Raw genomic sequence first — 13649 nt, forward strand, 5'->3', positions numbered from 1 at the left:
GGATCAACTGAATCATTGGTATGGGCAGGGTACACCTTTAACTTTTATTTTCCATTATAGTCAATCAGCTTAAATTTTACGGTGTTGTTGCACCTTAGCTCAAAGAGAACGATTTTGTAAGCTGCTCAAGCAGCAACTTACTTGATAGTACACTCATCACACTTGGGCTTGTCCCTAGTATCTTGAGCTTCGGTAAATTTAGGAGATACTCGGGTCAAGCCCGAGCATGACTGAACTGTTATTAAAATTAAGTGGTTTAACTATAACAGTAGCCAAGATTGACTAATGGCTTAAGGGTATTTGGCCTGTCTGAAAAGTGGTTGTCAAATAGAGGTGGTGTTGTGTGGGTTTATTGGAAATTTCACAATCCGGGCCGGCCACGTGAACGCTGGTTTTCGTTTGATACCAGTTCCAGCTTATACCCCAAACTGAAAAGGTTACAAAGCTCATATCCCATGTGTTGCACTGCCTTTCCATATTATCCATACTGCCTACGGCTGGCTGAGTATTAAGTTTTTCGGCTATAAGTATTGTCAGCGGCTGCTAAATTCGTTATAACAAAGGTGTAACAAAATTTTGAGCAATTAAATAAATTTTGTAATTAATTTACAAATTAGATTCTTGGTTTTAGCTTGTTTAATTTTTTAATCTATTAAAGGATTTAGTTATGAGAATCGGCATTCCGAAGGAGACATTGGCGCTGGAAACACGCGTTGCCGGTACCCCTTCGACTGTAACTCAGCTACAAAAGTTGGGTTTTGAAGTGGTAGTGGAAAAAGGCGCGGGTTTGGCAGCCAGTTTGGACGATGCGGCGTATGAGGCTGCCGGAGCAACGGTGGCTGACACAGCCGAGGTGTGGTCTTGCCCGTTGATCTATAAAGTGAACGCGCCATCTGAAACTGAAATTGAATATTTGAATGCAGGCCAAACATTGGTAAGCTTTTTATGGCCCGCACAAAATCCCGAGTTGGTGCAAAAACTCACCGATCAAAAAGTGAACGTGCTGGCGATGGATATGGTGCCGCGTATTTCACGCGCGCAGGCATTGGATGCGCTGTCGTCTATGGCGAACATCAGCGGCTACCGCGCCGTGATTGAAGCGGCGAATGCGTTCGGCCGTTTCTTTACCGGCCAGATTACCGCCGCGGGTAAAGTGCCGCCGGCGCAAGTGCTGGTGATTGGCGCAGGCGTGGCCGGTTTGGCGGCGATTGGTACGGCAAACTCGTTGGGCGCGGTGGTTAAAGCATTCGATACCCGTTTGGAAGTGGCCGAACAAATCGAATCAATGGGCGGCCAATTCCTGAAGCTCGATTTTCCGCAAGAGTCCGGCGGCAGCGGCGACGGTTACGCCAAAGTGATGAGCGAAGAGTTTATCGCGGCGGAAATGAAACTGTTTGCCGAGCAAGCCCAACAAGTGGACATCATCATCACGACTGCTGCCATTCCGGGCAAACCTGCGCCGAAGCTGATTACCAAAGAAATGGTGGAAAGCATGAAGCCGGGTTCGGTAATTGTCGATTTGGCTGCGGCTACCGGCGGCAACTGCGAGTTGACCAAACCGGGCGAGCTGTTCGTTACCGGTAACGGCGTGAAAATCATCGGCTACACCGATATGGCCAACCGTTTGGCCGGCCAGTCTTCACAGCTTTACGCCACCAACCTTGTGAACCTGAGCAAGCTGTTAAGCCCGAATAAAGACGGCGAAATTGCGCTTGATTTTGAAGATGTGATTATCCGCAACATGACCGTTACCCGCGACGGCGAAATCACGTTCCCGCCGCCAGCGATTCAGGTTTCCGCCGCGCCGCAACAGCAAGCGCAAGCCGCACCTGTGGCGAAACCCGAGCCGAAACCCGTTCCGACATGGAAAAAACTGGCTCCTGCCGTAATCGGTGCGGTGTTGGTATTGTGGATGGGTGCCGTTGCGCCTGCTGAGTTCTTAAACCACTTTATCGTGTTCGTGCTGGCTTGCGTGATCGGCTATTACGTGGTGTGGAACGTGAGCCATTCGCTGCACACGCCGCTGATGTCGGTAACCAATGCCATCTCCGGCATTATCGTGGTGGGCGCGTTACTGCAAATCGGGCAGGGCAACGGTGTGGTGTCGTTCCTCGCCTTTATTGCCGTGCTGATTGCCAGCATCAATATCTTCGGCGGCTTCTACGTTACCCGCCGCATGTTGAATATGTTCCGTAAAGGTTAAGGAGGCGGGAATGTCATCTGGATTAGTTACCGCGGCATATATCGTCGCCGCAATCTTATTTATTCTTTCTTTGGCCGGCCTGTCGAAACAGGAAACCGCCAAAAACGGCTGCTATTACGGCATCGCCGGTATGATTATCGCCCTGATTGCCACCGTGTTCAGCGAGCAAACCGCAGGCTTGGGCTGGATTATCATCGCTATGGCCATTGGTGCGGCCATCGGTGTTTACAAAGCCCAAAAAGTGGAAATGACCGAAATGCCCGAACTGATTGCCTTGCTGCACAGCTTCGTAGGTTTGGCTGCCGTGTTGGTGGGTTTCAACAGTTTTATCGAATCGGGCAATGTGTCTTCCGATATGCACACCATTCATTTGGTGGAAGTGTTCCTCGGCATTTTCATCGGTGCCGTAACCTTTACCGGCTCGATTGTGGCGTTCGGCAAACTGAACGGCAAACTCAGTAGCGCGCCTTTGCAACTACCGCATAAACACAAGCTGAATCTGGCTGCCTTGGTGGTGTCGTTTATCCTGATGCTGGTGTTTGTATCGGCTGACGACGGCAGCTGGTTGGCTCTGATTCTGATGACCGCTATTGCACTCGCGTTCGGCTGGCATTTGGTGGCTTCCATCGGCGGTGCAGATATGCCGGTAGTAGTTTCCATGTTGAACTCGTATTCAGGCTGGGCGGCTGCCGCAGCGGGCTTTATGCTTGCCAACGACTTGCTGATTGTTACCGGTGCGTTGGTCGGCTCAAGCGGTGCGATTCTGTCTTATATTATGTGTAAAGCCATGAACCGCTCGTTCATTTCCGTGATTGCAGGCGGCTTCGGCACCGATGGTTCTTCCGCAGCAGCAGGCGGAGAAGAAATCGGCGAATACCGCGAAGTGAAACCCGCCGAAGTGGCCGAAATGCTCAAAGGCGCAAACTCAGTGATTATCACGCCCGGATACGGTATGGCCGTTGCACAAGCGCAATACCCCGTTGCCGAAATCACTGACTTACTGCGCAAACAAGGCGTGGAAGTGCGCTTCGGTATCCATCCCGTAGCAGGCCGTCTGCCCGGACACATGAACGTATTGCTGGCCGAAGCTAAAGTGCCTTACGACATCGTATTGGAAATGGACGAAATCAACGACGATTTCCCCGAAACCGACGTGGTGCTGGTGATCGGCGCGAACGATACCGTGAACCCCGCCGCCCAAACCGACCCGAACAGCCCGATTGCCGGTATGCCGGTATTGGAAGTGTGGAAGGCCAAAGAAGTGGTGGTGTTCAAACGCTCGATGAACACAGGCTATGCCGGCGTGCAAAATCCGCTGTTCTTCAATGAAAACAGCGTGATGTGTTTCGGTGATGCCAAAGCGACTGTGGATGAGATTCTGGCGGAATTGAAGAAATAAGGCGGCCAGAAAAATGTCTGTCTGAAAGTTTTCAGACAGGCATTTTTAAAGAAACATATACTCGTCATATTCAAACTTGCTTCGAGTACTTTAAACGCCAATAGCTTTCGGATATGCTTGAATTAGGCTTGAGCAGGACGTATGTACTTTATAAAGTCGATTTAATGTAGCAATGCCTGTCTGAAAACTTTCAGACAGGCATTTGTTTTTCAGACAGGCATTAATCCTTTTGCAAGTGTCCGAGCGGCAGGGCCGTGGTTTTTTTGATTTCTTTCAACACAAAGCTTGATTGCGCATCTTGTACGCCAGGGTGGGAAAGCAGGGTGTCGAGCACGAAATGGGAGAATGCGTTCATATCCGTGAAAAACGTGTGCAGCAGATAATCCGTTTCACCGGTGAGCGCAAAACAGCTTAATACTTCGGGCCAGCTTTGCACCGAAGCGGCGAAATCGTCGCGCGCTTCGCTGGCTTTGTTGATGGAAACCCTGATAAAAGCCTGCAAACCGAGTTGAACCGCCACGGGGGAAAGCAGCGCGGCATATTGGCGGATAATGCCCGCGTCTTCAAGCTGCTTTAAGCGGCGCAGGCAGGGGGAAGGGGAGAGGGCAACGCGTTCCGAAAGCTCCACGTTGGTTAAGCGGCCGTTTTCCTGCAAAACCTGCAAGATTTTCAGATCGGTTTTATCCAAGGTTACGGTTTGTGGCATGGTTTCATCCTTTTTTTCTTTTAATGTAGACAATGCAGAGTGCTGGAATCCAAATATATGATAATTTTATTTAACGCACAATAGTTTAAAAAATTATTTTTTTTTAAAATTATATGTTTTTTTAGCTAAACGGATGAATACGCAAACCGCCCGCATCATCCATATGCCGCCGCCGAAGGGTTTTTCTTGAGGAAAATCTTGCCGCTCGGGGGGATTTTAGCCATAATCATGCCCGTGCAGGAGAGCGTTACACCCGATTACACCGTAACCGCCGAAGGCGCAGACACCCTTAAATCGCTCAGGCAAAAGGACTGCATTTATCACAAACATCTGGAGAGCGGCGCAGCGGCGCCCACCGAAGGGGAAAAGGCGTTTGAATGCTTCAAACCGGCCGAAAATCTCAGGTTAAAGGACAGATAGGGGCGCGTGAAAAGCAACCGCATAGATACGTTGCGGCCATTTCCCCCTATTCGGAGACCTGAAACATGACTACCCTCAAAACCACCCCGTTCAACCAAGCCCATAAAGACGCAGCCGGCAAACTCGTTGATTTTGCCGGCTGGGAGCTGCCCGTCAACTACGGCTCGCAAATCCAAGAACACGAAGCCGTGCGCACCGACGCAGGCATGTTCGACGTATCCCACATGCTCGTTTCCGACATTAAAGGCAGCCAAGCCAAACCATGGCTGCAAAAACTGCTCGCCAACGACGTAGCCAAACTTTCGTTCGTCGGCAAAGCCCTCTATTCCGCCATGCTCAACGACAACGGCGGCGTGATGGACGACCTTATCGTTTACCGGACCAACGAAGCCGAAACCCAATACCGCATCGTATCCAACGCCGCTACCCGTGAAAAAGACTTGGCACAATTTGCCAAAGTCGGCGAAGCGTTCGGCATCGAAATCACCCCCCGCTACGACCTCGCCATGCTCGCCGTGCAAGGCCCAAAAGCCATTGAAAAACTGCTCGCCGTCAAACCCGAATGGGCCGAAACCGTCAACGTGCTCAAGCCCTTCCAAGGCGCAGATTTGGGCAACGACTGGTTTGTCGCCCGCACCGGCTACACCGGCGAAGACGGTGTAGAAGTAATCCTGCCCGGTACCGAAGCCACCGCCTTCTTTACCGCGCTGCGCGAAGCCGGCGTACAACCCTGCGGCCTCGGCGCACGCGACACCCTGCGCATGGAAGCCGGCATGAACCTCTACGGCCACGATATGAACGACGAAACCAGCCCCCTGCAAGCCGGCATGGGCTGGACGGTGGACTTGAAAGACGAAAACCGCGACTTCATCGGCAAAACCGCCCTCGTCGCCCTCAAAGAAAAAGGCGTGGACGTGAAACAAGTCGGACTGCTGTTGGCCAAAGGCGGAGTATTGCGCGAAGGCATGGAAGTCGTTACCGAACAAGGCAAAGGCATCACCACCAGCGGCGTGTTTTCCCCCAGCCTGAAACAATCCATCGCCATTGCCCGCGTGCCCAAAACGTTTGAAGGCGACGCCGCCAAAGTGGTGATTCGCGGCAAAGAAGTGGACGTGCGCGTGTTGAAACTGCCGTTTGTACGGAATGGGCAGAAACAGTTTGATTGAGGTTTGTGGTTTCAGGCGACCAACAGAAAGTTGGTCGTCTGGAAAAATAAATTGTCTATATTACATTTAATGTTCTAGAGCAATTTGTTTTCAGATAAAGTAAATAATATTTGTACTAAAGATTTGAGAAAAATGAAAAAGCAATTTTTTATATCAATGTTGGTAGGGATTACTACATTAGTATCAGGTTGTGCCTCGATTCCTCCTCTAAATTTTACGCCTGATGAGGGTAAAGTTGTTGTTAATGAAGAACAAAGACTTAATGCTGATTTGAAATCAATTATTGTTACTTCGGCTAAATCAAATGAGCAGTTGGGTCAGATTCAAGTTGGTTTTGCAGGTAATGTTTATGAGTCTTCGTTAAAAGAAACTTTTAGATCTTCTTTGGAAGAAGCTATTTTAAAATCTCAATTGTTCTTTAATCAGCAAGGAAAAAGTGTCAGCTTATTAGCCAAGATAATGAAGTTTGAAACCCCGGGAATGGGTGTTCGCTTTAAAACGCATGTTATTGTCCGATATCAGATTCTGGATAGAAGTTCAGGGGCTTATTTGTATGATCAAAATATTGAGTCATATGGTGAGGTATCTGGGGATTATGCTTTTGCAGGAATAGTGAGAGCATCAGAGGCTCGTAATCGGGCTATGCAAGAAAATATTGCTAATTTTCTAAATGATTTGAAAGTCAGGGGATTAGCAGAGAAATAGTAAACGTAGCAACAGACACAGTTATTACATAAAGAAAACAAGAGTTGCTTAACCCATACCTAAAGCTTACAGATATGATGTGTTAAACCCCGGTAGTTGTACCGGCGCCTAAAGGCAACCGTACAATCAATATATTTTCAGACAGGCATTTCGTTAACATGCCTGTCTGAAAACGTAACAATAACTAAGGAGAACAAATGAGCAAGAAAATCCTGCTGTTGGCGGGCGATTATGCCGAAGATTACGAAATCATGGTGCCATTTCAGTTTTTGCTGGGATTGGGCTATGAAGTTCATGCCGTGTGCCCCGATAAAAAAACGGGCGACACGGTGGCGACGGCTGTGCATGATTTTGAAGGCGAGCAAACGTATAGCGAAAAGCGCGGCCATAATTTTGCGCTGAATTATGATTTCGATAAAGTAAACGCCGCCGATTATGCCGGTTTGGTGATTCCCGGCGGCCGGGCGCCGGAATATTTGCGCCTGAACCCGCGCGTGATTGAGATTGTGCGCGAGTTTGATGCGGCTGAAAAACCGATTGCCGCAGTGTGCCACGGCGCGCAGCTTTTGGCGGCGGCGGATATTCTGAAAGGGCGGCGCTGCTCGGCTTATCCGGCTTGCGCGCCCGACGTGCGTGCGGCAGGCGGCGATTATGCCGATATTGCGGTTACCGATGCCGTAACCAGTGGCCATTTGGTTACCGCGCCCGCATGGCCTGCGCATCCGGCATGGCTGGCACAGTTTGTGAAGCTTTTGGGTGCGGAAATTAAGATTTGATTTTTATTTCAGACAGGCATCTTGATACAATGCCTGTCTGAAAAACTGTTTAACCATCGCGGCGGCCGTCCCGCCCATCTCAACCAACGGAGAACAAACCATGAGCAATATTCCTGCTGATTTGAAATATGTATCCAGCCACGAATGGCTGCGTCTGGAAGCAGACGGCACCGTAACCGTGGGCATCACCGAGCATGCGCAAGAGCTGCTGGGCGACATCGTGTTTGTGGAGCTGCCCGAAGTGGGCGTGAATCTGGCTGCCGAAGAGCAGGCCGGTGTGGTGGAATCGGTGAAAGCCGCTTCCGATGTGTACGCGCCGATTGCCGGCGAAGTGGTGGAAATCAACCAAGATTTGGTAGATGCACCCGAAACGGCCAACAGCGAACCATACGGCGCAGGCTGGTTCTTCAAAATCAAACCGGCTAACGCCGCTGATTTAGACGGTTTGCTGACCGCCGAGCAATACGCTGCGGAAATCAGTTAATATCAACAGCGATTGGAGTAGGGCGGGCAGAGATGCCCGCTTTACAATTGATTTATATTTTTCAGACAGGCATCAAGCTTTCATTGGAGACGAATGTCTGTCTGAAAAACCATCCGGCGGCATATCATGAAAACCATAGGCATCATCGGCGGCATGAGCCCTGAAAGCACCGTGTCGTATTACCAAATCATCAACCGCGAAACCAACGCGCGACTGGGCGGCAACCACAGCGCCGACATCGTGATGCACAGCATTGATTTTGAAACCATTGTGCGCCTGCAAAAAGTGGGCGACTGGGCGGGCGCAGGCCGAATTTTGGCGGCAAGCGCGCGTAAACTCGAAAGCATGGGGGCGGATGTGTTGGTGTTGGCCACCAATACCATGCACAAAATTGCCGACGCCATACAAAGCGCAGTCGGTATCCCCCTGCTGCATGTGGTGGATACCACCGCCCAAGCCGTGAAAGCGCAAGGGCTGAACACAGTAGGCCTGCTCGGCACACGTTTCACCATGAGCGACGGTTTTTACACCGAGCGCATGAAACAACACGGCATTGAAACACTGGTGCCCGCAGATACGCAGCAACACACCGTCCACCGCATCATTTTCGAGGAGCTGTGCCTAAACCGCTTTGAACCGGCTGCCAAGCGCGCTTACCTCGACATCATTGCCTGTCTGAAAGAGCAGGGCGCGCAAGGCGTGATATTCGGCTGCACCGAAATCGGGCTTTTGCTCAAGCAGCAGGATTGCCCGATTCCCGTGTTTGACAGCGCAGAAATCCATGCGCTGGCAGCGGTGGATTATGCGTTGGGATGAAGTTGTTTTGCAGCCGGGCCATCATAAATCGGTATAAAAACGTAAATCCTGCGAACAAAAAGGCGGTATTCCACTCAATTGTATTTGACAAATTTAGCGCAGGAGCTTGATGATGCGGCAAAACAAGGTGCAAGAATTAGAACGCATTTCGGGAAACCTTTCTCCGGTTGAGGGTAAGGGCGGCAATCCGAATCGGGACTTTACCCGTGCGAATCGTTTGGAAACCTTTTTGTATTCTGCATCCGTAATGCGTGCCGCCGCAAAAACGACGGCGGCAAAGAGGCTTTCGGCTGCTCTTTGCGTGTGTTTATTAAGCGCATGCAGTTATCTCGATACGGATAATTTGACCGTCAAACCTTATCCTGACCATTCTGCCACCAAACATTTTGATCCCGCCTGTGATAATTATGCGACCGGCGGCCGCCCCCTTTCCGGTGAGCGCGCCAAATGGTCGGATCACGGCAATTATTGCAAGTCGGCAGGTTTGGGGCAGAAAGCGACGTATTAATCTTTGTTTCAAGAATTGGGAGGGCATAATAAACGATGCCCTCCTATCGTTATGATGATGGTTTAATCCTATCATTACTGTGTGCCGATAACATTGTCTATATAAAAGGCCTGTCTGAAATGACTTACTGCGACTTTGCCAACGCGCTGCCACCGGATACGGATAATCCGAACAAGCATTATCACGATTGTGTGTACGGCTTTCCGCTTGATGACGACAATGAATTGTTTGGGCGGCTGGTGTTGGAAATCAATCAGGCCGGGTTGAGTTGGACGTTGATATTGAAGAAGCAGGCGGCGTTTCGCTCGGCTTATTCGGGGTTTGACATTGCCGCCGTTGCGGCTTACACCGAAGCCGACCGCGGGCGTTTGCTGAATGATGCGGGCATTGTCCGCAACCGTTTGAAAATCAATGCGGCAATTTATAATGCCGGGCGGATTTTGGCTTTGCAGCAGGAATACGGTTCGTTTAAGAGCTGGCTGGACGCGCATCACCCGAGAGGCCTGTCTGAATGGGTGAAGCTGTTTAAAAAGCATTTTAAGTTTGTCGGCGGCGAGATTGTGAAAGAGTTTCTGATGAGCACGGGGTATTTGCCCGGTGCGCATACGGTAAGTTGTCCGGTTTATGAGGAGGTGTTGAAGAGGCAGCCGAAGTGGGCGGAAGAGAGAGAATCCACTTAAAATAGTAAACTCGTCATACTCGGGTCAAGCCCGAGTATGACGGGTGTGTTGATTTTTAAGTTTATTCGCGACACCTTGCCAACAATACAAAATGCCTGTCTGAAAAGTTTTCAGACAGGCATTGTTTATGCGGGCATTAGTGGCGGAAGTGGCGCACGCCTGTGAGCACCATGGTGATGCCGTGCTCGTCGGCTGCGGCAAACACTTCTTCGTCACGCACGGAGCCCCCGGGGTGGATGATGGCTTTGATGCCTTGCTCCGCAATCACGTCGATGCCGTCGCGGAAGGGGAAGAAGGCGTCGGAAGCGGCGCAGGCGCCGTTGAGGTTGAAGCCGCCGTCTTGCGCTTTACGCGCAGCGATGCGGGTGGAATCGACGCGGCTCATCTGGCCGGCGCCTATGCCGTAGGTTTGGCCGCCTTTGCCGAATACGATGGCGTTGGATTTCACGAATTTGGCCACGTTCCACACAAACATTAAGTCCTGCCACTCTTGCTCTGTCGGCTGGCGTTTGGAAACCACTTTCAAATCGTCGCGTTTGATGCGGTGGATGTCGGGCGTTTGCACCAGCAGGCCGCCGCCCACGCGTTTGAGTTCGAAGCGGTTGGCACCGGCCATCAGCGGCACTTCGAGTACGCGCACGTTTTTCTTGGCAGCAATGATTTCTTTGGCTTTGTCGGTGAACTTGGGCGCCATCAACACTTCGAGGAACTGGCCGGTTACGGCTTCTACCGTGTCGGCGTCCACTTCGCGGTTAAACGCGATGATGCCGCCGAATGCGCTGGTGGTGTCGGTGGCAAAGGCCAGTTTGTAGGCGGTAAGCGTGTCGTTTGCCACGGCCACGCCGCACGGGTTGGCGTGTTTTACAATCACGCAGGCGGGTTGGTCGAAGGCTTTCACGGCTTCCCATGCGGCATCGGCGTCGGCGATGTTGTTGTAAGACAATTCTTTGCCTTGCAGCTGGGTATAGGCGGAAAGGCTGCCGGCAGCGGGGTAGAAATCGCGGTAGAACGCGGCTTGCTGGTGCGGGTTTTCGCCGTAGCGCATTTCCTGAACTTTGAGCCAGCTTTGGTTGATTTGGGCGGGAAACTCGTTGATTTGCGGCTCGCCGCTGAGTTTTTCGTCGCACACGCTGGTGAGGTAGTTGGAAATCATGCCGTCGTATTGGGCGGTGTGGCTGAAGGCTTTGCGCGAGAGGTTGAAGCGGGTTTTGTCGCTCAGCCGGCCGCTATTGTTTTGCAGCTCTTCGATGACGGGGGCGAAGTCGCCGTTGTCGGTGATGATGGCAACATGTTTCCAGTTTTTGGCGGCGGAGCGAACCATGGTGGGGCCGCCGATGTCGATGTTTTCAATTGCGTCTTCCAGCGTGCAGCCGGGCTTGGCGATGGTGGCGGCAAAGGGGTAGAGGTTGACGCACACCAAGTCGATGTTGCCGATGTCGTGCTCTTTCATTTTTTCAACGTGTTCGCTCAAATCGCGGCGGCCGAGGATGCCGCCGTGGATTTTGGGGTGCAGGGTTTTCACGCGGCCGTCGAGCATTTCGGGGAAGCCGGTGTAGTCGGCCACCTCTATCACGGGCACGCCTGCGTCGGCCAGAAGCTTGGCGGTGCCGCCGGTGGAAAGGATTTCAACGCCCATTTCGTTTAATGCGCGGGCAAATTCTACGGCGCCTGTTTTGTCGGACAGGCTGATGAGGGCACGTTTTACGGTTGCCATGTCGGTTCCTTTGTTTGGTTAATACATTGAGTCGAAAAAACATTCAAAATTAAAACAGTATTTTTTCAGACGGCCTGCCGCCGTCTTTTCGCGTGCAGGCCGTCTGAAACCGTACATTTGCCTCCATCGGCATATGTGTTGACGCTTACATGCCGCTTTTCAAAGCTTTAGCCACCGCCTCGCCGTTTTTTCTGCCCACTACCGATAATTGGTAGCAGACGTTTTTATGGGTGGTGAAATAAGTATCGCGACCGCTGCCGCCCGGGTTTTTCTCAAAATACGTTTTACCATACATCTTCACCTTGCGGCATTCGGGGTGGGTGTTGTAATACACGGCCATTACCGTACAGACTTGTGCGCCATCACATTCTGCCGAATCCTGCTTGGTCGAATAATACACACCGGCATCATTATTGATATCGGTGCCGCGCTGCACCGCCCAGCCGCGACTTTTCGCCAGCGGCGCCAGCGCGCGTTGGATTTGCTGCTCCAAGCGGACATCTTTCTTATTGCTCCAAGCCAAAATTTCCATTTCTTTCCGCTCGCTGATTTTTTCTGCGGCAGCGGCAGAAACTGCGGCACATAATAAAACAGCAGCAAAGCATGATTTTTTCATTTTGTTTCTCCTTACAGACATGGTTAAAACCGTATCAATGGCACATGAAAACGTGAGGCCGTCTGAAAACCTGAATTGTTTGTTTTCAGACGGCCTGATGAACTTAACTTTCCAATAATCCGTGCAGCATGAGTTTTTTGCGCAGAGTGTTACGGTTCAGCCCGAGCATGGCGGCAGCTTTGGATTGGTTGCCGCCGCATTGTGCCATCACGCAGCGTAACAAGGGCTGCTCTACTTGGTGGATAACCATATCGTACACGCCTTGGGCGGGTTCGCCGTCGAGCGTACGGAAATATTGGTTAAGGTTTTGTTCGATGGTATGGGCGATGTCGGGCACTCTACCGGGCATAGTGTTTTCCTTTATAGTGATTCGTCTGGTCTGACGGAATGCCTGTCTGAAAACTTCTTCAGGCAGGCACAGTAATTTTATCTGTAATCGGTCGGCCAGTATTCGAGCGGGCAGCTTTCGAGAAAACGGGCTGCTGCGTCGTATTGGGCGGCTGCGCTTTCCAGGCGGTTGGCTTCTTTGCGGAAAGCTTCACCCTGCGGAAGACGGGCGGTGTACCAGCCGATGTGCTTGCGGGCAATACGCACGCCTGCGGTTTCTCCATAAAAATCGTGCATGGTCTGCAAATGCGCCAGCATGGTGGCTGCGGCCTGCGCAAACGGCAGCGGGGCTGGCAAACCGCCGGTTTGCAGGTAGTGGCGGATGTCGGCAAACAACCAGGGCTGGCCTTGCGCGCCGCGGCCTACCATCACGCCGTCGGCGCCGGTTTGCGCCAGCACGGCGGCGGCTTTCTGCGGGCTGGTGATGTCGCCGTTGACCCACAGCGGGATGCTGATATTCTGTTTCACTTCGGCAATCAGCCCGTATTCGGCTTCGCCTTTATACATTTGGGTGCGCGTTCTGCCGTGGATGGCCAATGCGGCAATGCCGGCCTGTTCGGCCATGCGGGCGACGGTGCGGATGTTTTTATTGTCGTCGTTCCAGCCCAAACGGGTTTTCAGGGTAACAGGCACATCCACCGCGCGCACCACGGCATTCAGGATAGCCTCGACCAAAGGCTCGTTTTGCAGCAAGGCGCTGCCGGCCAATACGTTGCACACTTTTTTGGCAGGGCAGCCCATATTGATGTCGATAACCTGCGCGCCCTGCTCGACATTGTAACGCGCAGCTTCCGCCATTTGGGCCGGGTCGCTGCCGGCAATCTGCACGGCAATCACGCCGTTTTCGCCTTGATAATCGCTGCGGCGCAGGGTTTTTTTGGTGTTTCTGAGCGAGGGGTCGCTGGTCAGCATCTCGCTTACCGCCCAACCTGCGCCGAATGCGCGGGCAAGGTTGCGGAACGGTTTGTCGGTAATGCCTGCCATCGGCGCCAGAGCGAGCGGAAATTCGGTTTGGTAGGGGCCGATGAGCATAGTAGATGGAGTGTGGTCTTGCTTATTATCAGGAACG

14 protein-coding genes and 1 riboswitch are annotated in these 13649 nt (G+C 51.9%); of the genes, 9 read left to right on the forward strand and 5 right to left on the reverse strand.

What is annotated here, in order from left to right; genetic code table 11:
* Nucleotides 1-667: 667 nt before the first annotated feature.
* On the forward strand, nt 668-2203 hold the full coding sequence (locus tag HMPREF9370_RS03280) for a Re/Si-specific NAD(P)(+) transhydrogenase subunit alpha (RefSeq protein ID WP_009115884.1): 1536 nt from the start codon (nt 668-670) through the stop codon (nt 2201-2203).
* Nucleotides 2204-2213: 10 nt separating this feature from the next.
* Nucleotides 2214-3602, forward strand: a complete 1389-nt coding sequence (pntB, locus tag HMPREF9370_RS03285; RefSeq protein ID WP_009115885.1) for a Re/Si-specific NAD(P)(+) transhydrogenase subunit beta — start codon at nt 2214-2216, stop codon at nt 3600-3602.
* Between the two features lie 220 nt (nt 3603-3822).
* Here the strand turns inward: pntB and HMPREF9370_RS03290 are convergent, their stop codons facing one another.
* A complete protein-coding gene (locus HMPREF9370_RS03290) occupies nt 3823-4308 on the reverse strand; it encodes an Lrp/AsnC family transcriptional regulator (protein WP_009115886.1) in 486 nt (161 codons plus the stop codon).
* A 227-nt stretch (nt 4309-4535) separates the two neighbouring features.
* Nucleotides 4536-4632: riboswitch (glycine riboswitch) on the forward strand.
* 161 nt (nt 4633-4793) lie between these two features.
* Here HMPREF9370_RS03290 and gcvT point away from each other — a divergent pair.
* The 7 genes from gcvT to HMPREF9370_RS03330 all read left to right on the forward strand — a co-directional run bounded on the left by gcvT (nt 4794) and on the right by HMPREF9370_RS03330 (nt 9863).
* Entirely contained in the window at nt 4794-5894 is a 1101-nt protein-coding gene (gene gcvT, locus HMPREF9370_RS03300; protein ID WP_009115887.1) for a glycine cleavage system aminomethyltransferase GcvT, read from the forward strand.
* A 132-nt stretch (nt 5895-6026) separates the two neighbouring features.
* A complete protein-coding gene (locus tag HMPREF9370_RS03305; protein ID WP_009115888.1) occupies nt 6027-6599 on the forward strand; it encodes a putative periplasmic lipoprotein in 573 nt (190 codons plus the stop codon).
* Between the two features lie 197 nt (nt 6600-6796).
* Nucleotides 6797-7375 (forward strand): DJ-1/PfpI family protein, encoded by a 579-nt coding sequence (locus HMPREF9370_RS03310; protein ID WP_009115889.1) that lies wholly within the window; start codon nt 6797-6799, stop codon nt 7373-7375.
* Nucleotides 7376-7475: 100 nt separating this feature from the next.
* Entirely contained in the window at nt 7476-7859 is a 384-nt protein-coding gene (gene gcvH, locus HMPREF9370_RS03315) for a glycine cleavage system protein GcvH (RefSeq protein ID WP_009115890.1), read from the forward strand.
* A gap of 126 nt (nt 7860-7985) precedes the next feature.
* Nucleotides 7986-8675: an aspartate/glutamate racemase family protein gene (locus tag HMPREF9370_RS03320; protein WP_009115892.1), complete on the forward strand. Its 690-nt coding sequence runs from the start codon at nt 7986-7988 to the stop codon at nt 8673-8675.
* A 109-nt stretch (nt 8676-8784) separates the two neighbouring features.
* Nucleotides 8785-9183 (forward strand): hypothetical protein, encoded by a 399-nt coding sequence (locus HMPREF9370_RS03325; protein WP_156792964.1) that lies wholly within the window; start codon nt 8785-8787, stop codon nt 9181-9183.
* A gap of 119 nt (nt 9184-9302) precedes the next feature.
* Nucleotides 9303-9863: a DNA-3-methyladenine glycosylase I gene (locus HMPREF9370_RS03330; RefSeq protein ID WP_040666843.1), complete on the forward strand. Its 561-nt coding sequence runs from the start codon at nt 9303-9305 to the stop codon at nt 9861-9863.
* A gap of 136 nt (nt 9864-9999) precedes the next feature.
* Here the strand turns inward: HMPREF9370_RS03330 and purH are convergent, their stop codons facing one another.
* From purH to dusB, 4 genes are all read right to left on the reverse strand, one after another.
* Entirely contained in the window at nt 10000-11577 is a 1578-nt protein-coding gene (gene purH, locus HMPREF9370_RS03335) for a bifunctional phosphoribosylaminoimidazolecarboxamide formyltransferase/IMP cyclohydrolase (RefSeq protein ID WP_009115896.1), read from the reverse strand.
* Nucleotides 11578-11722: 145 nt separating this feature from the next.
* Nucleotides 11723-12193 (reverse strand): hypothetical protein, encoded by a 471-nt coding sequence (locus tag HMPREF9370_RS03340; protein WP_009115897.1) that lies wholly within the window; start codon nt 12191-12193, stop codon nt 11723-11725.
* A gap of 103 nt (nt 12194-12296) precedes the next feature.
* Nucleotides 12297-12542: a Fis family transcriptional regulator gene (locus tag HMPREF9370_RS03345; protein WP_009115898.1), complete on the reverse strand. Its 246-nt coding sequence runs from the start codon at nt 12540-12542 to the stop codon at nt 12297-12299.
* A gap of 77 nt (nt 12543-12619) precedes the next feature.
* Nucleotides 12620-13612 carry a tRNA dihydrouridine synthase DusB gene (gene dusB / locus HMPREF9370_RS03350; protein WP_009115899.1) on the reverse strand — a complete coding sequence of 331 codons (993 nt, stop codon included), beginning with the start codon at nt 13610-13612 and terminating at the stop codon, nt 12620-12622.
* Nucleotides 13613-13649: the final 37 nt, after the last annotated feature.

This window comes from Neisseria wadsworthii 9715, assembly GCF_000227765.1.
Taxonomy (GTDB): domain Bacteria; phylum Pseudomonadota; class Gammaproteobacteria; order Burkholderiales; family Neisseriaceae; genus Neisseria; species Neisseria wadsworthii.